Here is a 26,023-nt window from a genome sequence, read left to right on the forward strand (position 1 = left end):
GCCCGGTGACGGTGAGGCGACTCCGATCGCCTCACCGTCACCGGGCTTTTTTCATGGGCGGCGTAAGACGAGAGCGACGACGGTCAGAACAAGCCCCGGCCGCCATCCCACAAAAGCTTGGCGCCAACCACGATCATCAGCAGATAGATCAACGTGAAAAATCTCTCAGCCGGTACTTTCCGAACCAGGAGAACCCCAGCCCAGGTCGAGGCGATCGCCAGCGGAAACAGGACGAAAGAGGTCTTGAGGCTGTCTCCCGTCAATTGACCGAGAGCGATGAACAAAGGCAGCTTGAACCAGTTGAGCGCCGCAAAAAACAAGATCCCCGTGCCGACGAACATCTCCTTCGGCAGCTTCTGGGGGATGACATAGACTTGAAAGGGCGGCGCTCCAGCGTTGGCGATCATGCTGGTGAATCCCGACATCCCGCCCCACAGCACCCCCGCCGCGATCCCCGGACGCGATGGTTCCAAGGGTCGCCCCCCGCGTTCCAAAAACAGCCTGCGTAAGCCGAACAGAACCGAGATCACGCCGACAGCGAGGGCAATAGCCTCGTCGGAGACCCGGGCGGCGAACAGATAACCGAGTAAAGCGCCGGCAAAGGCGCCGGGCAGTAGGATGGCCATGTTTCGCCGATCCCAGGCTTTTCGATAAACCCATACCCCGACGGCATCCTGCACGATCAGAATCGGCAGAATGATGGCGGCCCCACGGATGGGGGAAATAACCAGGGCGATCAACGGCATGGCCAGCATGCCAACGCCGGTGAAGCCGCCCTTGCTTAGCCCCAGAAGAATGACCGCCGGGATCGCGGCGATATAAAAAAAAGGATCGTCGATCACGTCATCACGCCTTGGCGACACCTCGGCGGCAAGGTCGGCTTGGCGGCGGATGCGGTCTTCATAAACCGGATGGCACCGCCAAGTCGTATCACCACAAGACAACCGAAAGATGCGGGCGTCAGATCGGACGCCGCAGGAAGGTCACTTGGCGTTGGCGGCGACGAAGGCCGAAACGTTGGCGATCTCGGCGTCTTCCAGCTTGATGGCCTTTTTGTGCTTAACCTTGCCGGCAACCACGTCCTTGATCATGGTGGACATGTCGGCTTCGCTTTTGCCCTTCCAGTCGACCAGTTCATGACAGGAAGCGCAGGACTGCTCGAAGGTCGCCTTGCCGGCCGCGGCGTCGGCGGCGAAAGCCGAACCGGCGGCGAAAACGAATCCGGAAGCGACGGCAACGAGAATGAATGACTGTTTCATCATAAATCCTTGAAAAGAGAGTCTGGTATGATCGAACGGCGGATAAGCTATCCGATCGCGCTGGACACTACTACTTAGTTCATAGGAAAGGCGACATATTCTTGAAAGAGCGAGCCAGCATGCACATATATGCGCGCCGGGCAATATCCCATAGGCAGAGAATGTTGCCCGACTGGCATGAAGTCCCTTCACCACTCCACACCCGACTCGCCGAAAACGGGAAAAGGCGTCGTCCCACCCATTGCCGTCATGGACACCCGATGACGCCCCCGATCCCTTATATCTTTACCCGCTCCCCTGTTTGAAGGAAAACTTAGTCAAGATTCTAATCCGTTTTAGAATAATCGTCAGGTATGGAAAATTTTTCCACCTTGCTGTATGACTGGCCGGGCCATGAATATCAGGAAACACCATGGCGCCGGGGGCCATGGCGGATTTTTGATCTTGTCGGCGCTGGTCACCCTGGCGCTGATTTTACGCAGCCCGCTGACGGCGATCGCCCCCATCGTCAACGACCTGCGCCAGGGCTTGGCCATCAGCGCGGTGACGATCGGTCTGCTGACCAGTATTCCCATATTATGTTTCGGCATGCTGACGCCACTGGCGTCATGGCTGATCGGACGCGCCGGGATCGAAGCTTCGATCTTCGTCACTTTGGCCGGCGCCGCCCTGGGTATGATCGTCCGCTCGTCGGGAGGTGCCGGCCTAGCCCTTTTCGGCACGTTGATTCTGGGGGCGGCCCTGACCATCGGCAATATCGTCTGCCTGATGGTCATCGCGCGAGATTTTCCCCAGCGCACCCGCATGGTTACCGGCATCTACACCTCCGCGCTCAATGTCGGAACGATGATGACCTCGGCGGTGACGGCGCCTCTGGCTGGACTTGTCGGCTGGCGGGTTGCCCTGGCGGCCGTCACCGTCCTGGTGATTCCCGGCATCGCGCTATGGATCGCCGCCTCGTCGCGCGGCGTAGCGACCGTCCCCCGGCACCACGCTGAATCCGGCCCCCCCGCTCTCCGGCCGGCGAAAACACAGGCGAGCGAAGTTCCGCCACCGCCTGTTCGTCGCCGTCCCATCGCCTGGCTGCTGGTGATCGCCTTCAGCACGCATCTCTTTATCTATTACGGCATCACCGCCTGGCTCCCCGCCTATCTGATCCAGGCCGACGGCATGAATGCCTCCGAGGCCGGCCTCGTCGCCTCCGTCTTTCAGATCCTGGCCCTGCTGGGCTCGTTCGGCGCGCCGGCATTGGCCGGCCGTGCCCCCCTTCCCTGGCTGCTGGTCGTCATGGCGGTCTGCTGGATCATCACGCCGCTCGGCCTCCTGATGGCGCCACACGGATGGATCATCTGGTCGATCACCGGCGGCATCGCCACCGGCGGCGGATTCACCGTCGTTTTCATGCTCATCATGAACCATGCCCACGATCTTCAGGACAACCGCCGGATCTCGGCCTTCGTTCAGGGGATCGGCTACAGCCTGTCTTCGGTCGGCCCCCTGGTCATCGGTAGCCTCAACCAGACTTTCGGCGGGTGGACCGCCGGCTTCCTGCTGCTGTCCGCCACGGCGGTGGTGATGTTGGGCAGCGGCCTCTGCGTGACCCGGATCAAGACGAGCCGCATCGCGGCCTCGAATGGATCATAAGACGGCAAAAGGGGCCGGAAGCGGAGGCGCCGAAATACTTTTTAGGGTTGAGCCTTCCGGCGTCGACGCGCGGAGCACAAACCGGCAAAGCCGATCAGGCCAGAGCCGAACAGGGAGAGAGTCCCCGGCGAGGGGACCGTGGAGACGGCAATATCGCTGATGATGGGAGAGGCTCCCCCGGATGAGCCCGTTTCCGCGAAAGTTATCGTCTCGCTGCTTGCGACGGCGATGAATTCCACTGTTCTGGTGATTCCGGCGTTTGTTCCGGCGGATCTATCCGTGCCGGAGTACGTCAGCACCGTCTTACCATTCGCCGCGACGCTTCCCCAGTAGGATCCTCCCGGTTCATTGTCGCCCCATTGCAGGAAGCTGAGTTGATAGGTGGCCCCGATGGTCAGGGCGCTGAGCACGAATGACGCGGTTAACGCCCACACAGGCTCACCGAAAACATCCAAGACCGTCTTCTGTTCGGCCGTCCAAAAACAAAAGGAGTTAGAGACCGAAGGCCTCTAACTCCTTTTGTTCTAATTGGTGAGCGCGATGGGATTCGAACCCATGGCCTACTGATTAAAAGTCAGTTGCTCTACCGGCTGAGCTACGCGCTCCCCTTGACGGGGCGCTCACCATAGGGAGCAAAATCGCCCCGGTCAATCATTCCTTGATGTCAGAGGCGACCTTCATCCAAACGATACGATCGGGACCGTTAACAGCCCCGTTGTCGGCGGCGTCGCCCTTCTTGATCTGGTCGACGAACTCCATGCCGTCGATCACCTGGCCCCAGATGGTGTATTGGCCATCAAGCGCGGGCGCCGGGGCGAAGCAGATGAAAAACTGCGAATCGGCACTGTTGGGATCGGAGGCACGGGCCATCGATACCGTGCCGCGCAGGTGCTTTTCGCGCGAGAACTCCGCCGGCAGATGGAACCCCGAACCGCCGCGCCCGGTTCCCGTCGGATCGCCGCCCTGGGCCATGAAGCCGGGGATCACCCGGTGGAAGGGCGTTCCGTCATAAAAACCCTTACGGGCCAGCTCCTTGATCCGGGCCACATGCTTGGGCGCCAGATCGGGACGCAAGGCGATCACCACCCGGCCGGTCTTCAACTGCATGACCAGGGTGTTTTCCGGATCCTTGATGGGCGCCGCGGCGGAAGCGGCCGGAGCCGCCGCCATGCCGGCGAGGCAAAGGCAAACGAACAGAGACTTGATCCAGGACATCCGGTTCATTCCTCGACATCGGCGGCGACACGCAGGCGGACGATCTTATCGGGATCGTCGACCATGCCGTTGGCGAAGGAATCGCCGCGCTTGATATTATCGACGAACTCCATGCCCTCGATCACCTGGCCCCAGATGGAATATTGCCCATCCAGGCTGCGCGCCGGCTCGAACATGATGAAGAACTGGCAATCGGCACTGTTCGGCGACGCCGCCCGGGCCATCGAACAGGTGCCCCGCACATGTTTCGCCTTGGAAAATTCCGCAGGCAGCTTCTTGCCGCTGCCGCCCGATCCGGTGCCGGTGGGATCGCCGCCCTGAGCCATGAACCCTTCGATGACGCGATGGAAGACCAATCCGTCATAGAAGCCTTCCCGGGCCAGCTCTTTGATCCGCGCCACATGATTGGGCGCCAGATCCGGGCGCAAATCGATCACCACGCGGCCATCCTTCAGATCGAGGTAAAGCGTGTTCTCGCGGTCAGCCGTCGTGGGGGTTTCTGTCATACTCATCGCTCCGGGAATGATAAACTATTCGCCTTTGCCGGCGGGGCTATCCGCCCAGCGTCGATCCAGTTCGGCCCGCACGCTGGGAGAAACGAAAGAAGAAATATCGCCGCCCAGGCGGCCGATCTCCTTGACGAATCGCGACGAAATGAACTGGCAGCGCTCGGAGGCCATGAGAAACAGCGTCTCGATGCCGGGATTCAAGCGGGCGTTCATTCCAGCCATCTGGAATTCATACTCGAAATCAGACACGGCCCTCAAGCCGCGAATGATGACATTGGCGCCGCAAGCCTCGGCGTAATGCATCAGAAGTATGTCGAAGGAACGGACTTCGATCTTGGTGCCGGTACTGATCGTCATGGCGGAGATGTCCCTCTCCGCCATGGCCACCCGTTCCTCCATGGTGAACAGGGGGGTCTTGCCGGCGTTATGCGCGACGGCGACGATCAGTCGATCAACGACACGGCTGGCACGCTGGATGATGTCCTGGTGACCATAGGTAAGAGGATCGAAGGTTCCGGGATAGATACCAATGCGTTCAACCGCCAACTCATGCCTCCCCTTGCGCGTCCTTTTCATCGGGCTCGACGGCGTCGTCATCGCCTTCGTCCCCACCGTCGGCATCGTCTCCATTGCCGCCGACGTCGCCCAGGCGAGCGACCGAAACCACGCTTTCATCGTCGGCCGTGCGCAGCAGCATGACACCCTGGGTCTTGCGGCCGGCAATCCGCACGCCGTCGACGGGAATGCGGATCAGCTTGCCAGCATTGGTCACCAGCATGATCTCGTCGCTGTGCAGGACCGGGAAGGACGCGATCACCGGACCGGTCTTCTCGGTCAGGTCGATGTTGGCGATGCCGGAACCGCCGCGACCGGTGATGCGATATTCGTAGGCGGAGGTCCGCTTGCCAAAGCCGTTGACGCTGATCGACAGGATATGCTGTTCGAGCAATGCCAGACGTTCCTGATCCTCGGCGGGCAGATCGCCACGCAGGTAGGAATCGCGGGTTTCGCTGTCGAATTCGACATGCGAAAGCGTCGACATGCTGATCACCTCGTCGCCGTCTTCCAGACGGATACCCCGCACACCGGTTGAATCGCGACCCTTGAAGACGCGAACGTCGGTAACGGGGAAACGGATGCATTTTCCGTTGTGCGCGGCCAACAGAACGTCGTCCTGCTCGGTGCAGGTCTGCACGGCGATCAGACGATCGCCCTCGTCCAGTTTCATGGCGATCTTGCCATTGGCGCGGATGTCGGTGAAATCGGACAGCAGATTGCGCCGCACGTAACCCGAGGCCGTGGCGAACATCACATGCAGATCGGCCCAACCGGCTTCGTCCTCCGGCAACGGCATGACCGTGGTGATGGTCTCGTCCTGGTCGAGCGGCAGCAGATTGACCATCGCCTTGCCGCGCGCCTGCGGATTGCCCAGCGGCAGCTTGTAGACTTTCATCTTGTAGGCGATGCCGGTCGAGGAGAAGAAGATGATCGGCGTATGGGTGTTGGCGACGAACACCTGGGTGACGAAGTCCTCCTCCCGGATGCTCATGCCGGACCGTCCCTTGCCGCCGCGGCGCTGGGTCCGGTATTCCGACAGGGGGACCCGCTTGATGTAGCCGGTGTTGGTCACCGTCACCACCATGTCCTCGCGGGCGATCAGATCCTCGATGTCGGCTTCGAATTCGTTCTCTTCGATGCTGGTCCGCCGCGGCGTGGCGAACTGCGTCTTCATCTCGACCAGTTCCTCGCGGAGGATCTCGTAGAGCCGTTCGCGGGAACTGAGGATATGGAGGAACTCGCGGATCTGCTCGCCGATCTCGGTCAACTCGGAATGGATCTTGTCCCTCTCGAGACCGGTCAGGCGATGCAAACGCAGATCGAGGATGGCCCTGGCTTGCGTTTCGGACAGCCGGTAATGGCCATCGACCACGCCATGGCCGGGCTCGTCGATCAGAACGATCAGCGGCTCGACGTCGTGAGCCGGCCAATCCCGGGCCATCAATTGTTCGCGCGCCGTATTGGGATCCGCGGCGGCGCGGATCAGCTTGATCACCGGATCGAGGTTGGCGACGGCGATGGCCAGTCCGACCAACACATGGGCCCGGTCCCGGGCCTTGCCCAGTTCGAAGATGGTCCGGCGGGTAATGACCTCGTCGCGAAAGGCGACGAAGGCGACGATGACGTCCCTGAGCGGCATCATCTGCGGCCGGCCGCCATTCAGCGCCAGCATATTGACGCCGAACGAGGATTGCAGCGGCGTATAACGATAGAGCTGGTTCAGAACCACATCCGGCACGGCGTCGCGTTTGATTTCGATGACGACGCGCACGCCGTCGCGGTCGGATTCGTCCCTGAGATCGGAAATGCCCTCGATGCGCTTGTCGCGCACCAGTTCGGCCATCTGCTCGATCATCCGCGACTTGTTCACCTGATAAGGAATCTCGGTGACGATGATGGCGGTGCGGTCCTTGCGGACTTCCTCGAAATGGCAGCGGCCGCGCAGAATCACCGAGCCGCGGCCGGTGGTGAAGGCCGCGCGAATGCCGGAACGCCCGAGAATGATGCCGCCGGTGGGGAAGTCCGGCGCCTCGACGATCTGCATCAGTTCTTCGATGGTGATGTTCGGATTATCGATATAAGCGCAGCAGGCGTCGATCACCTCGCCCAGATTGTGGGGCGGAATGTTGGTCGCCATACCCACCGCGATGCCGCCCGCGCCGTTGACCAGCAGGTTGGGGAACCGCGCCGGCAGGACCATCGGCTCGTGGGTGGTGTCGTCATAGTTCGACTGGAAATTGACGGTTTCCTTGTCGATGTCGTCGAGCAGACTGGCCGCGGCACGGGCCAGACGGGCTTCGGTATATCGCATGGCCGCCGGCGGATCGCCGTCCATCGAGCCAAAGTTCCCCTGCCCGTCGATCAACTGCAGGCGCATGGAGAAGTCCTGCGCCATGCGGACCATGGCGTCATAGATCGCCGAATCGCCGTGCGGGTGGTACTTGCCCATGACGTCGCCGACGATGCGGGCCGACTTGCGGAACGGCTTATTGAAGTCGTACCCGCTTTCCTTCATCGAAAACAGGATGCGCCGGTGCACGGGCTTCAACCCGTCTCGGACGTCGGGAAGAGCGCGGGAGACGATCACGCTCATGGCGTAGTCGAGGTAGGAGCGCTTCATCTCCTCTTCGATGGTCACCGGTGTGATGTCGAATGGCAGCGATGTTGGAGGCGTGGTCAATGGGTCATCTCAAATGTCAGGGAATGTATGGAACGCGGCAGCGACCATAGGGATAGTACTTTCGGGCCGGCAAAGTAGCAGATATCGCTTGGAGGAACAAGCCGCGCGGAATCCCCGGGCGAATACCCCGGCATCGTCCCGATGCGGTCCCGCTGTTGCCGGGAACTAAGCCATCCGACAGATCCGGCTTACACTAAAGGAATTAGAGAACGCCCCGAACCTCCACCGAACGGATAGATCGGAACATTTATAACGGTTTTGCTTGTAATTTTGCCGGAGAGCAACGACACTGGCCGCATCATTCTGCCCTGGGAAGCTACGCTACTCGTCCGGCACTTGATGCGTTGCACGAAGACGTGCAGCGCTACTCACTACTTGGAGACATCAAATGCCGAACGGCACTGTCAAATGGTTCAATGGCACTAAGGGTTACGGCTTCATCACCCCGGAGAACGGCGGTTCCGACGTGTTCGTCCACATCTCGGCCGTTGAGCGCGCCGGCCTGAAGAGCCTGAACGATGGCCAGCGGGTCTCGTTCGATGAAGAGATCGACCCCCGCAAGGGCAAGAGCGCGGCCGTCAATATCAAGGCCCTCTAAGGCTCTGATATCCGGCGTGTGCCGCGGCACACCCTGACGTCGTTGAAAGCGGTCGGAACGCAAGTTCCGGCCGCTTTCCGCATTCAGGGCCCCGTTTGTCCAACTTTCTCTACCGAAAAAAAAGATGCGCGAATGTCGTGGCGCGAAAGCGGGAATGACCGAGTGACGCGGATTTAACGCTTTCCGCCCTAACGACAGCGCGAAAAATCCGGCGGACGTTTCTCGCGGAATGCCGCCACCGCCTCGCGCAATTCCTCCGACCGCAGGGCCGCCTCGAAAAGCCGCGCTTCCCGCGCGATTCGCTCCGTCACCGGTTCCGGTTCCCGCTTCAGCAAGGCCTTGGCCTGACGCAAGGCCTGGCGCGGCCGCGCCGCCAGCCGATGGGCGAGAGCCAAGGCGGCCCCCTCCTCCTCACCGACCGCGACAACGGCATTGGCCAGGCCGATTTCCCGGGCCTTGCCGGCATCGAAGGGCTCGCCCAACAGCAGCAGTTCCGCCGCCCGCTGATAGCCGGACAAACGGGGCAGCAGAAGACTCGACGCCGCCTCCGGCACCAATCCAAGATTGACGAATGGGAACTGGAACCGGCTGTCGGTGGCGGCCACCACCAGATCGCAATGCAGAAGCATGGTCGAGCCGATCCCGATCGCGGCCCCCTTGACGGCGGCGACGACCGGTTTCTCAAGACCGGCCAGCGTCAAAAGAAACCGTTCGAGATCGGTGCCGGTCAATCTTTCCAGGGCGAGAAAATCATTAAGATCGTTGCCGGCGGTGAAATCCGCACCGGCCCCGGCCAGAACATGGACCAGCAGGTCATCGTCTTTCTCTCCGGCGGCCAGGGCATTCGCCAAGCCGCCATACATGGCCTGAGTCAAGGCGTTCTTCTTTTCCGGTCGGGCCATGCGGACGATCTGCACGGCGCCGTCGCGACTGATTTCGATAAGGTCGGTCATCTCCCGGCGTGTCCCCTCTCAGTTTTGATGCCCAGGGAATCTCAAGGTATCGTCACGTCCCGCTGATGGACAAGATGGTCAGACCGACATCTCCGGCGGGGCGGCGCCAAATCACCCGGTCTTGTGGTCCGGCCCCCAGCAGGGCCTGAGCCAATGGCGACAACCAACTGATCAGCCCCTCAGCCGGAACGGCCTCGTCCTCGCCGACGATGTGGAAACGAAGGATTTTACCATCGTCGCCCTCGACCGTCACGACATGGCCGAACGCAACCTTGCCCCTGGGATGCGCCGTCGGGTCGATGACGATGGCCCGCGCCCGCTTGCGTTCCAGCAGACGAAGCTCACGGGTCAGACGCTTGCGCCGCTGCACCTCGCCCGGATCGGCCTCGCCGGCGGGGATGGCCATCCGATCGCCTTCCAGCGCCTCCAGGCGCTTTTGCAAGCCGATCAGCCCCCCGGGAGTCAGGTAATAAGGATGAGGACTGTCGGGTGGGAGCGGTTCGTCATCGCGACCATCATCGGCGTCGGGCTCGCGTACGAAGGCTCTGCTCATCGTTTCGCCTCCTTCTCGACTACCCACAGCCTAAGCTGAACACCCTTCTTTGTCATTAGTTTAACAGATTGATAATAATAAATATTTTTGGAACATTTGACGGGAATCATGTTCGCTACGGGGTGCTTCCGCCACTCCCGTCCGGCAGGTTCCAATCGACCAGCGCCATGTTGGGTAAGGCTGCCACGCACAGTTCCCGTGCCTCATGAAGGTTGGCTGCCAGGACCGTCTCAAAGCCGAGTTGTCGTAACATCTTGTCTAAAACCCGCCTCTGTAACGCAGCGTCCTCAACGATAATGCCGGTCAGCATCCAAGCATCTCTTCAAAGGGGGCTAAGCCCAAGGCCCTCAACTTTAACGCGAGCCGAAGTATCGTCGCTACCGTTAAGAGAGGCCAGGAACATCGCCGCTGCGGTAATGCCTTCGCGATGGGCGATTTCGGACGAATGGCCGTGTCCGAGAGCCTCCGATACGGTTTCATCGTAGGCGTCGGCGATCATCTTTGCTGTGCACTCGTCCACGGTTACCTCATCGCTTTTTCGGGGAGCCTTCCGGAGAGACTTGGAAGCCGTCCACCGTCGATTCACCGCCCCCCCTCCGCGCCGGCACGTGACGCGGTGCACGGTTTGGAAAGGAAATCTTCGAACGCTTCCGGCGACAGCGGCGGGCTGAAAAGATATCCTTGATAGTTACCGCAACCGCAGTTCTTAAGAAAACTCAGCTGCCGTTCCGTTTCCACACCTTCGGCGATCACATCCATCCCCAAACTTTGTGCCAGAAAGATTATTCCCTTGGCGATGGCGGCGGCAGGATCGGAAGGCCCATCGGTAACGAAGGATCGGTCGATTTTCAGTTGGTCGACTGGTAGCCTCTTCAGATAGGCCAGTGACGAGTATCCGGTGCCGAAATCATCCAAGGAGAAGCGCAGGCCAGATACCTTCGTCATGGCCATTTTAGCGACGGCATCATCAAGATCGTCGAGCAACGCGCTTTCGGTCAGTTCCAGATTTAATTTCCGCGGATCGGCGCCGGTGCGGTCCAGCGTTGTCAGAATCAATTCGACAAAATCCGTTTGCCGAAATTGGTGGGCGCTGACGTTTACCGCCAGGGTAAGGTGCGCCGTTTCCATTCGAGTGGCCCACGCCGCCAATTGGGCACAGGCTGTTTCCAGAACCCAGGACCCCAACGGCAGAATCAGCCCGGTTTCCTCGGCAAGCGGAATGAACTGATCGGGAAATATCAAGCCTCGTTCGGGATGCCGCCAACGCACAAGAGCCTCGACTCCGGTCAGCGCCCCCGTACCACCAACCTGTGGCTGATAGTATAGGATCAATTGCCCCTCTCGGATCGCTGTCCGCAGTTCCGTTTCCAGAGCAGATAGTCCCAGGTCGTCTTTTTTCCGTATTTCATCCGCATTCATCATTGTTGCAATGCGAACTCCCTCCTCTACTTGCAGTCTTTTCGAAATATCACGGGCCACAAAAATGATTTGCGTAACGTTGTTGTCGTTGTCTCGCACGCCCTGTATTTTTGATTCAATCCAGAAATACCGACCGTCCTTTCCCAGACGCCGGAAGATGATCGTACGAACGCCGGATTTTTCTTGTATTTCTTTTATGCTTGATGAAAACAACGCCACGTCGTCCGCATGAACCAAATCGGTGACCAGACATCCACGCAACTCCTCTTCGGTCTGGTCGAAAAGTTCAAAACTCGCCATCGAGACGTAAAGATAACGCCACTCCAAATTGAGCAATGCGATCACAATATGACAGTCTTCTACAAGAATATTATCCACTATATCATCGCATTTTGATCTAATTTCAGCCATTCTTCGGCCATACATTCCATTATTCGTCTGCGAGACGTTCATGTATTCCATCCCTATATTTCTGTCTAGACATCAGGGACAATTGAAAAATCTTCTTTAGCGGATCGATATGAGTGTCCTTGTTCGAATTTTTCTGTCGTCCGTTATCACCCAAGCTCACGAGTCCGACCGAAGAGTCCGCCAGAAATTATGATCTAAAAGAACCTCGGCCGAGATAGTAATAGACGTTGCCATTTCGGTGGTCAGGCATAATTGAACATGAAGAATACCATCGACAGAGATCCATTGACGGGAAAACTCCCAGGTTATCCCCAAATGGTCATCCACCTTGATGAAGATAGTTCCCGGATTCACCTCTCCTCTATACTTTTCACTCGAAAAAATACGTCTTAGAACTTGGAAAAATAAGCGCATCAAGTCGCACAACACATGCAACTCCAGCCCAGCACGAACGCAAGCGCCGCAGGCCTGAGAGGGATTAGCTGGCTCAAAATAATCGGCATCATCCCCTGCTGGACTCCGACGGTCGTCCGGCCACCTCGCATTTACGGCGCGAGCCGGATATCAGTGGACCATGACGGTTAAACAAGAACGTCCTGGACAGTGCACAAGCACAACTTAATTTAGAATAATTATACCTCTAAGAGGCCTTATTGCTGTGATTGTCGTCACACGCGCCGACAATATTTCATACACAACTAATAGTATAGTATTAATATATATATGGAATTTTTCATTCTAGATAATTTAATCTCGGCATATAAATCGGTAAGGCCAGTTTATATCAGAAATATATCTTACCAATTCTGTCTGACAATTTACCATATAGGTGCTTTACAAAAATATATTCACAATACAGCATTAATTATTACATGTTATATGACATACGATTTCATAATCGATTGGAGAAGTAGCAATAAAAAAATATGTCTATCGGAAGGGAACCGAAAAGACATGGGAGATGCAGTCACTTGGGGCGGCATGCATCGACGTTCCCATAAAAACGCCCCGCGCAATGTCCGCCTTGATAAACCGACCGGTTCCTTATTCCCAAGGAGATCAACAATGGCTAAGACAGAACCGCGTTATTCCGCGCACATTCACTCCTCACCCTTGTCGAATCTCACTATCCTCACAAGGATTTTACTCATTGCGGCGATACCAACCCTTAGCCTGGTTGGACATGTTTACTGGACAATCCAGGCTGACTGGAACAACAGGGCATCCTTGTCCCAGACATTGAAAACCGTGACAGTCACCAGCGCCATCGGCGATCTCGTCACGACGTTGCAACGCGAAGCCGGCGTCTCGGCCATGTTCGCCGTCAGCCGCGGCAAGGAAATGCGATCCGAATTGACGACGGCACGCGCCGCCACCAACGCGAGCATCAAAAAACTGACAGACGCCGTCTCCGCCAGCGATTTCAAGGCTGAAGGAGGCAATGCCGCCCGAGCCTATCTAGCCGCCGAAGCCAATCTCAACCAAATCGAAGCCAAACGCGCGGCTGTCGATTCCCAGACCCTTGCCGTCAACGATCTCAACGAGTTCTATACTTTTGGCCTGATCGGCAAGCTCCTCGATGCGACAAGCCAGACGCTGCCGTTGATCCGGCGGGGAAATTTGCCGGTCTTCGCCCAGACTTACGAGAGTATCGTGTGGCTCAAGGAAATGTCCGGCGCGACCAGAGCCAATGCCGTCGCGGGCTTTTCAACCGGACACTTCGACTCCGATCTGCGCATGCAACTGAAAAGCTTCCTCGATAGGCAGAACCTCTACAAAGCTCGGTTCCAGACCTATGCCTCGCCGGAGGAACTGTCATTCTACCGGCGGACGGTGCGAGCATGATGCATGGCCCCCCAAACGCGTGACTGAATGCATTTAATATTTTTCTGCTAAAAGTTACACATCTCGTGATGGCTGCGCTGCGCCGCCTCGCATGACCGGAATACCCGCACGAGACGGAGACGTCCACATCGGTCCCAGTTGGACCGCCAGCATGCCGCACAAAATAGCGGCGGCGCCGATCGCCTGAAGAAGGCTCATCCGTTCCCCGAGAAACAGCATGCCGCCCAGGGCGGCGAACAACATTTCACCACTGAGAATGACCGCAGCGTCGGCAGCATTGCTGTAACGCTGCGCAATGGTTTGCAGGGTATAGGCCAGGCCGACCTCCATCACGCCGATAAACAGAATCTCCCTCCAGGCGGCTTGAAGCCCCGGCATGATGGGGGGCTCGAAAGCCAAGGCCCAGGCCGCGCATAGAACGGCGCTGATCAGATATTGCACGACCGCCAACAGGGTCGGCAGGCCGGTCCGGCTGGATGTGCGTCCAATCAGAATGATGTGGACGGCCCAGAACAGGCTGCTGAGAACGATCCAGGCATCCCCCTTTCCAAAGGATAGGTCGCCGCTGCCGCTCATCAAATAGGTGCCGACCAGAGACAGGCCGGCGGCGGGCCAGATGATGGGATGGGGCTTTTTTCGCAATATCAGCAGTTCGATCAACGGCACCATCGGTACATTCAATCCGGTCAGAAATCCGGCATTGGCGACCGAGGTCTCCTCCACCCCGAATTGTTGGGTCACGGATGCCGCGCACAGGACCAGGCCGGTCGTGACCATCATCCCCCAATCCTCGCGCCGCAAAGGCTCGCGTTTTCGCCGCCAATGGATGAGAGCGAAAGGCAGGACGACCAAAGCCCCCAGGAAAAGCCGGGCGGCGATGAAGGTGGCGGAACTGATGTGATCGGATCCAACCTTCTGGACGACAAAGGCCAATCCCCAGACGACGGCGGTCAGAACCAGCAACAGATTGGCGGCAAGGCGTGACATGAGTGGAGTTTTCCAAGCGAAGGGACGCCTTGCTCCGGACGCCGAACAAGGTATGGGCGAGGGCTGAAAATTGTGATCACATTTTTACGATATGATCACATTCGTATGAGTGTCAATCCCATCATCCGGTTAGCCAAGCCTGAGCGCCGATTGAGCCCGCCTTAGCGGAGCGCAGGAGTCATATGAAATCCTTAGGGGTTGAAGCGATAGTCTCGCGACAGGCCCTAAGGGCTTGGGGCGAAATTATCGCTCTAAGCCCTGAAGCCCGAGCGGCGCATGAGCCGGCCGAAGCCGGAGGCGCAGGCATCATATAAACCCTTAGGCTCTGGAGCGATTGTTTCGGCCCAGAGCCTAAGGATGAAAGCTCTGATTGGATTTCGGCATCGGAGTCCGGGCGTCGGATGGGATTTCGTGCGATTATTTCGCGACGAGCCCTAACGAAGGGTGATCCCGCCATGCAAGGTCCAGTTCACATCCCACAAGACAAGACACGATCGCCGCCTCAAGCCCGGCCGTTTTTTCCATCGCTTTCGGGCTATCGCGTGGATGTCTTGCATCGCGACGTCATTGCGGGCGTCACCCTCGCCGCCATCGCCATTCCCGAACAAATGGCCACCGCGCATCTCGGCGGGTTTCCACCGGAAATCGGCTTTTTCGCCTTTATCGCGGGATCCCTCGCTTTCGCGGTTTTCGGCGTCAGCCGGTTTCTCTCCGCCGGCGCCGATTCGACGATCACCCCCATCTTCACCGGCGGCCTGGTCCTGCTGGCGGCAACGGGAACGGCCGAATACGCCGGAATGGCGGCAATCGTCGCGCTGATCGTCGGTATCATACTGATCGGGGGAGGATTGTGCCGGCTGGGCTGGATCGCCGATCTTCTCTCCGGACCGGTCATCACCGGATTCCTCGCAGGCGTTTCGATTCATGTCATCGTTTCGCAGTTGCCGGGCCTTCTGGGAATTTCAATCACGGGCGAGCATGTGGTCCGTCGTCTCGCCGGCGTCCTGACCGGCCTCGATCGGACTAATCTCCATGCGCTTGCCCTGGGACTGGGAGTCCTTGTCTTCACGATTGCGTCCGATCGGATCACCCCGCGTATTCCGGGCGCGCTGATTGGTATCCTCGCGGCCACCGCCTGCGTCCTCGGATTTGGCCTCGAACATCGGGGAGTAGCCGTCCTCGGACCGGTGACCGGTGGACTGCCGTCCGTCATAGTGCCGGCAACCACTCCGGACCAGCTTATCCACCTCGTACCGCTGGCCCTGATCGTCTCGATCATCGTCATGGTGCAAACCGCGGCAACGACACGATCCTTTCCATCCGACCCCGGGGAGACGCCCGACGTCAATCGAGATTTCATCGGCATCGGCGTCGGCAATATCCTGGCCGGTCTGTGTGGCGCATTCCCGGTGAATGCCAGTCCGCCGCGCACCGCCATCGTGCAGGAAACCGGGGGCCGGTCTCAAATGGCCGGATTGATGGCGGCGGCCCTCGTTCTCGGACTCGTCACCTTCGGGAGCGGGCTCCTGTTCCATGTGCCGCAGGCGGCCCTGGCCGGCATCCTGATTTTCATCGCCTTCCGTATTTTTCGTATCCGCGACATGGTCGAGATTTATCACCGGACTTTCACGGAGTTCATCCTGGTCATCGTCACGATGGTCGCGATCGTGGCCCTGCCGATAGAAACCGGCGTCGCGGTCGGCATCGTGCTCTCGCTCCTGCATGGCATGTGGTCGGCGATGCATGCTCGCTTGATCGAGTTCGTCCACGTTCCCGGCACGTCCATCTGGTGGGCGCCGAACACCGACTTGAGGGGCGAGACGCTTCCCGGGGTGGTCGTCATCGCGTTCCAGGCGCCGCTTTCCTTCTTGAACGCCAATGACTTCAGGCGTGGGCTGCAGGATGCGCTCGAACGCCGCCCGAAGACTCCCGATCTTGTGGTTCTCGAGGCCGGAAATATCATTGCACTGGATTATACCGCCTCGAAAGTCGTCGCCGCGATCATCCGTCACTGTCAGGCCGCGGGCATCGCCTTCGCCGTTGCGCGTCTTGAATCGGTCAGAGCGCAGGAAGCATTCTCGCGGTTCGGCATCACCGACATTCTGGGCCGGGATCATTTGTTTCACAGCGTGGATGAGGCGGTCAGGACCTTGGCCCCGGCGGGGGCGAACAATTCACGGCCTGTTTCACGGGGATGAAGCATGAGTGTGACGCTTTTTTAAATCTGAATTCGTTGTCCCGACTATGGACTTCGGGCCATTGACCAACGCCCGACCACGGCCTACCTTTTTTATTCAGTCGATGGGGATGGGGTCCCCCGAAACCGCCCGCCGGGCTGATGACTCCTACCGCGCGAGGGATTGGCGGTGGGAGGCTTGCGACAAAAAGCCACCGCGGGTGGCTTTTTTATCGCCGCGAACTCCTCGCCCCTTTGACCAGAGGAGAAAAACGCCATGAGCACGATCGCCTCCATTTCAGCCCAGGAAATCCTCGATTCGCGCGGTAATCCCACCGTCCGCGTACATCTGTCGCTGGATGACGGCACCCGCGTGTCGGCATCGGTTCCTTCGGGCGCCTCGACCGGTGAACATGAGGCGGTGGAACTCCGCGACGGCGACAAATCCCGTTACGACGGCAAGGGCGTCCTCAAGGCCGTCGCCAACGTCAACGACAAGATCGCGGCCCGGCTGATCGGTCTGAACCCGGCCCGGCAGGCTGAAATTGATGCCCTGATGTTGGAACTCGACGGCACGCCCAACAAGGCCAGACTGGGGGCCAACGCCATCCTTGGCGTCTCCATGGCGGCGGCGCGCGCGGCGGCGCAGTCCGCCAGGCTGCCGCTTTACGCCTATCTCGGCGGACCCGGTGCGACCCGCCTGCCGGTGCCGATGATGAATATCCTGAACGGCGGAAAACACGCCGACAACAGCGTGGATTTCCAGGAGTTCATGGTCATGCCGATCGGCGCGCCGACCTTCGCCGAGGCGCTGCGTTACGGCGCCGAGACCTTCCACACACTGAAGAAAATCCTGGGCCGGAAGGGTTACGTCACCTCGGTGGGTGACGAGGGCGGTTTCGCCCCCAATCTCAAAAGCAACGAAGAGGCTTGCGAAGTCATCGTCGAAGCCATCCTGGCGGCCGGATACAAACCCGGCCGGGACATCGCCATCGCCCTCGATCCGGCCGCCAGTTCATTTTATTCCGACGGGATCTACAGCCTGGCCAAGTCCGGCCAGGGCAAGAAGACCTGCGACGAGATGATCGCGCTCTACGGCCGCTGGCTCGACGCTTTTCCCATCGTCTCCATCGAGGACGGGCTGGACGAGAACGACTGGAGCGGTTTCGCCAAACAGACCGCGGCGCAAGGCGGGCGCATTCAGATCGTCGGCGACGACGTTTTCGTGACCAACCCGGACTTCGTCCACCGGGGCATCGCCGAGAAGACGGCCAACGCCGTGCTGATCAAGCTCAATCAGATCGGCACCGTCAGCGAGACCATCCGGACCATCGGCCTCTGCCGGGAGGCGGGATGGAATTTCGTCATCTCCCATCGCTCCGGCGAAACCGAGGACACCTTCATGGCCGACTTCGCCGTCGCCATGGGCGGCGGACAGATCAAGACCGGCTCGGCCTGCCGCAGCGAACGCATCGCCAAATACAACCGATTGCTGGAGATCGAGGCCGAATTGGGCAAGGCGGCGGTCTTCCGCTCGCCACTCGCGTGAGCGCCGCACATCCTCGAACGGCGGGAATAAACCGATCCGAATATTGCTCATGATGAAAAAATGGCGGGAACCTGTCGATTCCCGCCATTTTTTCATAGGTCTTTCAGTCGGTCAGAAGGGAATCTCGTCGTCGAGATCCTGGGGCGCGTCCCAGCCGCTGCCCGCAGCGCCGGAACCGCCGCCGGCCGGCGCACGGGCCGGAGCCGGCTGACGCGGCTGGGCGCCGTAGTCGGATTCGCCGCCGCCATCATAGGCGCCGCCGCCGCCGCCTTCGCCACGGCCGTCAAGCAGCGTGAGCTCGCCCTTGAATTTTCCGATCACCACCTCGGTGGTGTATTTTTCCGCTCCCGACTGATCGGTCCACTTGCGCGTCTGCAAGGCGCCCTCGATATAGACCTTCGATCCCTTCTTCAGATACCGCTCCGCCACGTCGGCGACGCGATCGTTGAAGATGACCACACGGTGCCATTCGGTCTTTTCCTTGCGCTCACCGCTGTTGCGGTCCTTCCAGCTTTCCGAAGTGGCAACATTGAGATTGACGATCTTCGATCCGTCCTGGGCATGACGCACCTCCGGATCGCGGCCGAGATTTCCGATCAGAATGACTTTGTTGACGCTACCGGCCATGGGCCCCCGCTCCTTGAATGAGAGGACGAAATGTATCTCCCCCGGTGATGGACTGGGAAGCTATTTTTCGTCGTCCCGTCCGCTATCCGTCACCCGATCACCGATGGAGTGTTGGGAACAAAAATAGAACATTTTCATCAATGACGCCACCGCTTCCTCGTCATCCGCAAAATCCTCGCGCCGCCGCTGGTTGCGCCGGAACGGCAGGGCCCCTACACTCCTTTTTTCATAGAAGACTCCATCACTATCAGCAGAGGGAAAGAATGGCGATGATCCGGTTGCCTTTGGCGGCCGCCCTGTTTGGCAGCATTCTCATGGCCGGCTTGCCGGCAATGGCCGCAACGCCGATGAAGATCGGAGCGATCCTCTCGCTGTCCGGCGCCCTGGAGGATTATGGGGCGGCAACCCGCAACGCCGCCGAATTGGCGGTGGCCCAGATCAACGCGGCCGGTGGCGTACTGGGCCAGCCCCTGGCCTTGAACATCGCCGACGACCGCAGCGACGCGCAAGGCGCCGTCGAGGCCGCGCATAAGCTGGCCGGAAGCGAAAAGGTCAACGCCTTCCTGGGGCCGATGAGCAGTGCGGCCTATCTGGCCGTCGCCGGTACCGTGGCGATACCCGGCGGCTTGCCGGTCGTCTCCCCGTCGGCGACCGCCGCCAGCATCGACAGCCTGGACGGCAAGGGGCTGATCTTCCGCCTCGCCCCCTCCGATCTGCTGCAAGGGGCCGCCCTGGCCCAGGTGGCACGCGACAAAAGTTATCGCGCGGTCGGCGTCGTCTATCCCGACAACGATTACGGCAAGGGATTGGCCGACTCCTTCGGCAAAGCCTTCGCCAAGCAGGGCGGCAAGGTGACCGCAGCGGTTCCCTTCGACCCGAAACAGGCGGGCAGCCGGGGCGAGGTCAAAGCGGCGGCCGGCGGACGGGCCGAGGCCCTGCTGGTCATCGGCTATCCGGTCAATGGCGCCATCCTGCTGAAACAGGCCCTCGACGGCGGCCTGTTCAACAAGTTTCTGCTCTCGGACGGTCTTAAGGATCCGTCCCTCATCGAGGCCGTCGGGGGACAATTCCTCGACGGCGTGTCGGGCGCCACGGCCGCCCCGGCACCGGATGCCGAGGGATTCGTCGCCTTCCAGAAGATCTACGCCGGAAAATACGGTGATTCCTCGCCTGTCCCTTATGTCGACCGTGCCTATGATGGCGTCATGCTGCTGGCTCTGGCCGCCGAAAGGGCCAAGAGCACCGAAGGCGCCAAGCTCAAGGATGCGCTGCGCGACGTCGCCGGCCCCTCCGGCGAGGCCATCGGCCCCGGCGATTTCGCCAAAGCCAAGCAAATGATCGCCCAGGGAAAGAAAATTTCTTATGCCGGCGCCGCCGGTCCTTATGGGTTCGACGCCCATGGCGGGGTCTCCGGCAGCTTCGCCCATTGGCAGATTCAAGACGGAAAATTCGAGACGGTACGGGTGTTTACGCCGAAGCCGTGAATACCGCGCCGGCCATGAATGGGGGGATCGTCACGGAGGGACCGCGGTCAGACGTCAGCCATCGAATGGGTTGACCGCGTCCTCCGCAACGCCTATCTAGCCTAGGTTGGTCCCGTTCTGTTCTCAGTCTTTAGCGAGTGTCCATGACCTCCTTTCTCCGCGTGCGCGGCGCCCGTCAGCATAATTTGAAGAATGTCGACGTCGACATTCCCCGCGATCAGTTGGTGGTGATCACCGGTCTCTCGGGATCGGGAAAATCGTCGCTGGCCTTCGATACCATTTACGCGGAAGGGCAGCGTCGCTACGTCGAATCGCTGTCGGCCTACGCCCGGCAATTCCTCGAATTGATGTCCAAACCCGACGTCGATCTCATCGAGGGCCTGTCGCCGGCCATCTCCATCGAACAGAAGACCACCTCGAAGAATCCGCGCTCGACGGTCGGCACGGTGACCGAGATCTATGACTATCTGCGCCTGCTCTACGCCCGCGTCGGCATCCCCCATTCGCCGGCCACCGGCCTGCCCATCGAAAGCCAGACCGTCTCGCAGATGGTCGACCGGGTTCTCGCCATGCCGGAAGGCACCCGCCTCTATCTGCTGGCCCCGGTGGTTCGCGGACGCAAGGGCGAATACCGCAAGGACCTGCAGGATCTGCAGAAAAAAGGGTTCCAGCGGGTCAAGGTGGACGGGGAGCTTTACGACATCGACGATGTCCCGGCGCTGAACAAGAAGGTCAAGCATGACATCGAGGTGGTGGTCGACCGCCTGGTGGTGAAGGAGGGGATCGAAACCCGTCTGGCCGACAGTTTCGAGACCGCCCTCGACCTGGCCAACGGCATCAGCCTCGTCGAGGATGCCTCGTCCGGGGAACGGACCCTGTTCTCGGCCAAATTCGCCTGCCCGGTCTCGGGCTTCACCATCGACGAGATCGAACCGCGGCTGTTCTCCTTCAACAATCCCTTCGGCGCCTGCCCGGCCTGCGACGGTCTGGGCGTCACCATGCATTTCGCCGAGGATCTGATCGTTCCCGACGACACGCTGTCCTTGCGGGCCGGGGCGGTCGCGCCTTGGGCCGGGTCGTCGTCGCAATATTATCTGCAGACCCTGGAAAGCCTGGCCAAGCATTATCATTTCCGCCTCGACGCCCCCTTCCGCGATCTGCCGGAACCGGCCCGCCACGCCATCCTTTACGGATCGGGCAAGGAAGCCGTGCCGATGCATTACGAGGACGGCACGCGCACCTACGCGACCGAACGACCGTTCGAAGGGGTGATTCCCAACATGGACCGCCGTTTCAAGGAGACGGATTCCAGTTGGGTGCGCGAGGAACTGTCGCGTTTCCAGGTGACAGCCCCGTGCGAGACCTGCCATGGCGCCCGCCTCAAGCCGGAAGCCCTGGCGGTCAAGCTGCACGGCCTCGATATTTCACAGGTCTGCAACTTCTCCATCGCCGAGGCGCATTCCTGGTTTGCCGCGTTGTCCGATCACCTGAAACCGCAAAGCCGCGAGATCGCCCGGAGGATCCTGCGCGAAATCGACGAACGCCTGGGCTTCCTGAATGATGTCGGCCTTGAATATCTGACCCTGTCGCGCAATTCGGGCAGCCTGTCCGGCGGCGAATCGCAACGCATCCGGCTGGCCTCGCAGATCGGTTCGGGCCTGACCGGCGTGCTTTACGTCCTCGATGAGCCCTCCATCGGCCTGCATCAGCGTGACAACGACCGCCTGCTGGCAACGTTGCGCCGTCTGCGCGACCTCGGCAATACGGTGATCGTCGTCGAACATGACGAGGACGCCATCCGCACGGCCGATTACATCATCGATATGGGACCGGGCGCCGGCATCCATGGCGGCGAGGTGGTGGCCGAGGGTACCCTGGAGCAGGTCCTGCGAAACCCCGCCAGCCTGACCGGCCAATATCTGACCGGCGTGCGCGAGGTTGCCGTGCCGACCCGTCGCCGTCCCGGCAACGGAAAATCCCTGACGGTGGTCAAGGCGCGCGGCAACAATCTCAAGGACGTCACCGTCGGCATCCCGCTGGGCACCTTCACTTGCGTGACCGGAGTATCGGGCGGCGGCAAGTCGACGCTGGTCATCGAGACGCTCTACAAGGCCCTGGCGCGCCGTCTGAACGGCGCGCGCGAGCATGCGGCGCCGCATGAACGGATCGACGGATTGGAGAACATCGACAAGATCGTCGATATCGATCAGTCGCCGATCGGCCGGACGCCGCGCTCCAACCCGGCCACCTATACCGGGGCCTTCACCCCCATCCGCGACTGGTTCACCAATCTCCCCGAGGCCCAGACCCGCGGCTACAAGGCCGGCCGGTTCAGCTTCAACGTCAAGGGTGGCCGCTGCGAAGCCTGCCAGGGCGACGGCGTCATCAAGATCGAGATGCATTTTCTGCCCGACGTCTATGTCCAGTGCGACGTCTGCAAGGGCAAGCGCTACAATCGCGAAACCCTGGATATTACCTTTAAAGGCAAGAACATCGCCGATGTTCTTGATATGACGGTGGAAGAAGCGGCCACCTTCTTCAAGGCGGTGCCGGCCATCCGCGACAAGATGGAAACCTTGAAACGGGTGGGGCTCGGCTACATCCATCTGGGGCAGCAGGCCACCACCCTGTCCGGCGGCGAGGCCCAGCGTGTCAAGCTGGCCAAGGAACTGGCGCGCAAAGCCACCGGCGGCACTCTCTATATCCTCGATGAGCCGACGACGGGCCTGCATTTCGAAGATGTCAAGAAACTGCTGGAAGTCCTGCACACCCTCGTCGACGCCGGCAATACGGTGCTGGTCATCGAACACAATCTGGAAGTCATCAAGACGGCCGACTGGCTGATCGACCTCGGCCCGGAAGGCGGCACCAACGGCGGCCATATCGTGGCCACAGGGACGCCGGAAAAGATCGCCGGCGTGTCCGAAAGCTACACCGGGCAATATCTGAAACCCTATCTGTCGAAAGCCCTGAAACGAGCCTGAAATCTTCAGAGTGGCACCGACTCTAAGGCCCAGGCGCTAACTTAACCCCCGCCCGCTTTGCGGGCTAGAGGATTCACACATCGCTAATTTTGTCGTCTTATCAACATATTAAGCGTCATTGCGGTAAGAGGGGCAAAAGGGCGGGCACGCAGGTGCAGCAATTATCAGTTTCGTCATGGCCGGGCTTGTCCCGGCCATCCACGCCGGGGGATGGCACAGGCGCTTCCATTGAGGTCAGTCTATTGAATTAACATGATTTTTTTAAACCGTTCAAGCCTGAGAGGTTGCACGGCGTGGATACCCGGCACAAGGCCGGGCATGACGATTTCGAGTTTTGCTGCACCTGCGTGCCCGCCCTTTTGCCCCTGTTACTCATTGCGAGGAGCGGAGCGACGAAGCAATCCAGGCCGCCGGAAGGGCTGGATTGCTTCGCCTGAAGGCTCGCGAACGACGGCATTTCTCCCCGGCAAAGTCGAGATGTGTGAATGCCCTCTCCCACAAGGGGAGAGGGAATACTTTAGCTGAAATTGGGATCCTACGCCGCTCCGATGGCACAGGTCGTCTTGGTGCCCTCGTCCCAGCCGTCCCACAGGAAGTCTTCGTGGATGCCATCGGCGATCAACCGGAAGGCGAAGGCCACCTGTTCCTCGTAGAATTTGCAGAAGGCCCCCTTCTCCTTCATGCCGCCGTTCATCTCATGGGCTTCCGCCGGACAGGGCGAACCGCAGAAATGGCGGATCAGGCAGGTGTCGCAGCCCTTGATGTCCTCGACCTTGCGTTCGATGACCTTGCGGAAGGCCGGCGTTTTCAAGACCTCGTCGATCGGCTGGCGGAACAGGTTGCCGCCGTTGAACTCCGGCAGGCCGATGAATTCGCTGCAGGGAAACAAATCGCCGTTGGCGGCCAGGGCGAAGAAGCTGCGTCCGCCGCCGCAAGGCGAGATGTCGCACATCAGGCGCCTGGCCGTGGGAGCCAGGATGGCGATCAGGATGTTGGCGAAGTTGGCCACCACCAGTTTCCGCCCGGTTTCACGATAAAGCGCGTGGGTATGGCGCAAGGCCTTCAGGAAGGCCGCCGACACATCCTCGTCGCTGCCGCGCAAGTCGCGCGCCCTTGGTTGAGTGCAGCGGGTGACGTTCAGCATGCAGGCCGGCACATGCCGCTCATGCAGGAAGGACACCATATCGGTCAGATGGGGCAGGTTTTCCTCGGTCATCGTGCAGATCACGTTGAACCCGGGATAACCCTTCAACCGGTCGATGGCGCTGACCACGGCGGAGAAAACCCCCTCGCCGCTCCAGCGCCGGCGCGTGCGGTCGGCGATTTCGGGTACCGGACCGTCAAGGGATAAACCGATGCCGACGCCGTGGCCGGTCAGGAAAGCGATGGCGGAATCGTCCAGCATGGTGGCATTGGTCTGCACGCCAAAGCGGAAACGATCGCCGAAAGCCTCGATTCCGGCGAACACCGCCTCCCTGGCCAGCAGGGGTTCGGCGCCGTGAAAGATCACCTGGGGCAAACGTTCCTCGGGCATGTGGCCGCGAAAATAGCGATGCAGCGTCTCCAATGAATTGAGCAGCGTTTCCTTGCTCATATGCGTTCCGGAACGACGCATCTCCTCGGGGATGTAGCAATAACCGCAATTGAGGTTACAGCGTTCGGTCGGATTGAAATAGACGGCCGACGGTTTCAGGCGAAAGCGCAGCAAGTCCATTTCGCCGGCGAAGTCATCGCGGCTTTGTCGGAACGCCGCGGCAAGCTCGCCGCCCTTCTGCAATTCCTCCGCCCTGTCCTTGCGGACCAGACCCCAAAAGGCGGTGTCGGCGTCGACCAGGGCGACATGGGTGGAATGACCGATATCGACCGGCTGCAGGGAAGAAAGAGGAGCCCTCGCGGGCTCCCCCTTCGCCGACGGGTGCGTCTGCACCGTCATTGTTTCACCTGCTTGTCCATCAGCACGTAATGGGACAAACCGGTACCTTCCGCGTCGCAGGTCTTGCGGACGGCGATGATCTCAGGCCGGGAAGAGGCCTGAGGATCCTTGACTTCGATTTTAGTGGACTGGTTCAACGTAACCTCCGATGCACAAAGGGGACGTCGACCAAGCGCTATGCTTGACCGAAACCCTTTCCATCGGATTTCGCCCCCGGTTCATCAGATCCAGCAGGTCTTCTGGCTCTCGGATCAACCGTCGCTCGACACCTTCCCGGTGGAGTGGTCCCCACCAGTGGCTGGCTCATCGCCTTGTCGCCGACGTCCCCGATTACAGCGGCGGGACCGCCACGGAATTGCACCGTGTTCCGGGATACTGGATGATCCTGGATAAGATCAAAGGCCCCCATCTGTCAAGTCAGTCCGTTGCCCCCTCCAGGGCAATCGGGTGAACGCGCGCGAATCTGTTCTTCCGAAAGCAATTCTCGCCGCGATGGCGCGCTGAGCGGTGCGTCAGGAAAGCTGGCGTGATCCGGCCGGTGGAAGTCCGGCCCAGGTAAGGGGTAGCGCCCGCCTGGTAACGAGTGTTGCGGGGTCGTCGGTGACGGCGGCCGCGAAGCGTACACAGTGATTGTGCGGG

General features: G+C 60.0%; 22 protein-coding genes, 1 tRNA gene and 2 riboswitches. Of the genes, 7 read left to right on the forward strand and 16 right to left on the reverse strand.

Features of this window, described 5'->3' with window-relative positions:
• Positions 1-83 precede the first annotated feature (83 nt).
• Positions 84-842 (reverse strand): sulfite exporter TauE/SafE family protein, encoded by a 759-nt coding sequence (locus CWS72_RS17690; protein ID WP_101251986.1) that lies wholly within the window; start codon positions 840-842, stop codon positions 84-86.
• A 141-nt stretch (positions 843-983) separates the two neighbouring features.
• Positions 984-1,262: a c-type cytochrome gene (locus CWS72_RS17695; RefSeq protein WP_101251957.1), complete on the reverse strand. Its 279-nt coding sequence runs from the start codon at positions 1,260-1,262 to the stop codon at positions 984-986.
• A 390-nt stretch (positions 1,263-1,652) separates the two neighbouring features.
• Here CWS72_RS17695 and CWS72_RS17700 point away from each other — a divergent pair, with 390 nt between their 5' ends.
• Positions 1,653-2,903 carry an MFS transporter gene (locus CWS72_RS17700; protein WP_158240703.1) on the forward strand — a complete coding sequence of 417 codons (1,251 nt, stop codon included), beginning with the start codon at positions 1,653-1,655 and terminating at the stop codon, positions 2,901-2,903.
• 41 nt (positions 2,904-2,944) lie between these two features.
• Here the strand turns inward: CWS72_RS17700 and CWS72_RS17705 are convergent, their stop codons facing one another.
• The 6 genes from CWS72_RS17705 to gyrA form a co-directional block, all read right to left on the reverse strand.
• On the reverse strand, positions 2,945-3,358 hold the full coding sequence (locus tag CWS72_RS17705) for a PEP-CTERM sorting domain-containing protein (protein WP_146002793.1): 414 nt from the start codon (positions 3,356-3,358) through the stop codon (positions 2,945-2,947).
• A gap of 74 nt (positions 3,359-3,432) precedes the next feature.
• Positions 3,433-3,508, reverse strand: a tRNA-Lys gene (locus CWS72_RS17710).
• A gap of 46 nt (positions 3,509-3,554) precedes the next feature.
• The gene (locus CWS72_RS17715) at positions 3,555-4,073 is read right to left on the reverse strand and encodes a peptidylprolyl isomerase (RefSeq protein WP_241911793.1); all 519 of its coding nucleotides are present in this window, start codon (positions 4,071-4,073) and stop codon (positions 3,555-3,557) included.
• Between the two features lie 50 nt (positions 4,074-4,123).
• Positions 4,124-4,624, reverse strand: coding sequence for a peptidylprolyl isomerase (locus CWS72_RS17720; protein ID WP_241911788.1), 501 nt, complete (start codon positions 4,622-4,624; stop codon positions 4,124-4,126).
• A gap of 24 nt (positions 4,625-4,648) precedes the next feature.
• Positions 4,649-5,203 (reverse strand): pantetheine-phosphate adenylyltransferase, encoded by a 555-nt coding sequence (coaD, locus tag CWS72_RS17725; protein WP_101251987.1) that lies wholly within the window; start codon positions 5,201-5,203, stop codon positions 4,649-4,651.
• The gene (gene gyrA / locus CWS72_RS17730; RefSeq protein ID WP_101251962.1) at positions 5,175-7,865 is read right to left on the reverse strand and encodes a DNA gyrase subunit A; all 2,691 of its coding nucleotides are present in this window, start codon (positions 7,863-7,865) and stop codon (positions 5,175-5,177) included. Before gyrA ends, coaD begins: the two co-directional genes overlap by 29 nt.
• Before the next feature lie 388 nt (positions 7,866-8,253).
• Here gyrA and CWS72_RS17735 point away from each other — a divergent pair, with 388 nt between their 5' ends.
• The gene (locus tag CWS72_RS17735; RefSeq protein ID WP_101251963.1) at positions 8,254-8,463 is read left to right on the forward strand and encodes a cold-shock protein; all 210 of its coding nucleotides are present in this window, start codon (positions 8,254-8,256) and stop codon (positions 8,461-8,463) included.
• Positions 8,464-8,651: 188 nt separating this feature from the next.
• On the opposite strand, the gene CWS72_RS17740 is transcribed toward CWS72_RS17735, so the two are convergent.
• From CWS72_RS17740 to CWS72_RS17760, 4 genes are all read right to left on the reverse strand, one after another.
• Positions 8,652-9,416 (reverse strand): enoyl-CoA hydratase-related protein, encoded by a 765-nt coding sequence (locus CWS72_RS17740; protein ID WP_101251964.1) that lies wholly within the window; start codon positions 9,414-9,416, stop codon positions 8,652-8,654.
• A gap of 52 nt (positions 9,417-9,468) precedes the next feature.
• The gene (locus CWS72_RS17745; protein ID WP_101251965.1) at positions 9,469-9,969 is read right to left on the reverse strand and encodes a GreA/GreB family elongation factor; all 501 of its coding nucleotides are present in this window, start codon (positions 9,967-9,969) and stop codon (positions 9,469-9,471) included.
• Between the two features lie 115 nt (positions 9,970-10,084).
• Entirely contained in the window at positions 10,085-10,279 is a 195-nt protein-coding gene (locus CWS72_RS28825) for a response regulator (RefSeq protein WP_101251966.1), read from the reverse strand.
• Between the two features lie 272 nt (positions 10,280-10,551).
• On the reverse strand, positions 10,552-11,841 hold the full coding sequence (locus CWS72_RS17760) for a sensor domain-containing protein (protein WP_158240704.1): 1,290 nt from the start codon (positions 11,839-11,841) through the stop codon (positions 10,552-10,554).
• 1,023 nt (positions 11,842-12,864) lie between these two features.
• Here CWS72_RS17760 and CWS72_RS17765 point away from each other — a divergent pair.
• Positions 12,865-13,644: a nitrate- and nitrite sensing domain-containing protein gene (locus tag CWS72_RS17765; RefSeq protein WP_158240705.1), complete on the forward strand. Its 780-nt coding sequence runs from the start codon at positions 12,865-12,867 to the stop codon at positions 13,642-13,644.
• 54 nt (positions 13,645-13,698) lie between these two features.
• Here CWS72_RS17765 and CWS72_RS17770 read toward each other — a convergent pair whose 3' ends face one another.
• Positions 13,699-14,631 (reverse strand): DMT family transporter, encoded by a 933-nt coding sequence (locus CWS72_RS17770; RefSeq protein WP_101251969.1) that lies wholly within the window; start codon positions 14,629-14,631, stop codon positions 13,699-13,701.
• A 542-nt stretch (positions 14,632-15,173) separates the two neighbouring features.
• Between CWS72_RS17770 and CWS72_RS17775 the strand changes: the two genes are divergently transcribed.
• Both CWS72_RS17775 and eno read left to right on the forward strand, forming a co-directional pair.
• Positions 15,174-16,829 carry a SulP family inorganic anion transporter gene (locus CWS72_RS17775; RefSeq protein ID WP_199175765.1) on the forward strand — a complete coding sequence of 552 codons (1,656 nt, stop codon included), beginning with the start codon at positions 15,174-15,176 and terminating at the stop codon, positions 16,827-16,829.
• Positions 16,830-16,925: 96 nt separating this feature from the next.
• Positions 16,926-16,986, forward strand: a riboswitch (Fluoride riboswitch).
• 98 nt (positions 16,987-17,084) lie between these two features.
• Positions 17,085-18,356 carry a phosphopyruvate hydratase gene (eno, locus tag CWS72_RS17780; RefSeq protein WP_101251971.1) on the forward strand — a complete coding sequence of 424 codons (1,272 nt, stop codon included), beginning with the start codon at positions 17,085-17,087 and terminating at the stop codon, positions 18,354-18,356.
• Between the two features lie 111 nt (positions 18,357-18,467).
• Here eno and ssb read toward each other — a convergent pair whose 3' ends face one another.
• Positions 18,468-18,983 carry a single-stranded DNA-binding protein gene (gene ssb, locus CWS72_RS17785; RefSeq protein ID WP_101251972.1) on the reverse strand — a complete coding sequence of 172 codons (516 nt, stop codon included), beginning with the start codon at positions 18,981-18,983 and terminating at the stop codon, positions 18,468-18,470.
• A 269-nt stretch (positions 18,984-19,252) separates the two neighbouring features.
• Between ssb and CWS72_RS17790 the strand changes: the two genes are divergently transcribed.
• Both CWS72_RS17790 and uvrA read left to right on the forward strand, forming a co-directional pair.
• On the forward strand, positions 19,253-20,467 hold the full coding sequence (locus CWS72_RS17790; RefSeq protein WP_158240706.1) for an ABC transporter substrate-binding protein: 1,215 nt from the start codon (positions 19,253-19,255) through the stop codon (positions 20,465-20,467).
• Between the two features lie 143 nt (positions 20,468-20,610).
• Positions 20,611-23,451 carry an excinuclease ABC subunit UvrA gene (gene uvrA / locus CWS72_RS17795; RefSeq protein ID WP_101251974.1) on the forward strand — a complete coding sequence of 947 codons (2,841 nt, stop codon included), beginning with the start codon at positions 20,611-20,613 and terminating at the stop codon, positions 23,449-23,451.
• A gap of 535 nt (positions 23,452-23,986) precedes the next feature.
• Here uvrA and cbpB read toward each other — a convergent pair.
• Complete coding sequence (gene cbpB, locus CWS72_RS17800) at positions 23,987-25,384, reverse strand: peptide-modifying radical SAM enzyme CbpB (RefSeq protein WP_101251975.1); 1,398 nt, start codon at positions 25,382-25,384, stop codon at positions 23,987-23,989.
• Positions 25,381-25,521, reverse strand: a complete 141-nt coding sequence (cbpA, locus tag CWS72_RS17805; protein ID WP_241911790.1) for a modified peptide precursor CbpA — start codon at positions 25,519-25,521, stop codon at positions 25,381-25,383. Before cbpA ends, cbpB begins: the two co-directional genes overlap by 4 nt.
• A 75-nt stretch (positions 25,522-25,596) precedes the next feature.
• Positions 25,597-25,779, reverse strand: a riboswitch (cobalamin riboswitch).
• Positions 25,780-26,023 lie beyond the last annotated feature (244 nt).

It is taken from the genome of Telmatospirillum siberiense (assembly GCF_002845745.1).
In the GTDB taxonomy this organism is placed as follows: Bacteria; Pseudomonadota; Alphaproteobacteria; order Rhodospirillales; family Magnetospirillaceae; genus Telmatospirillum; species Telmatospirillum siberiense.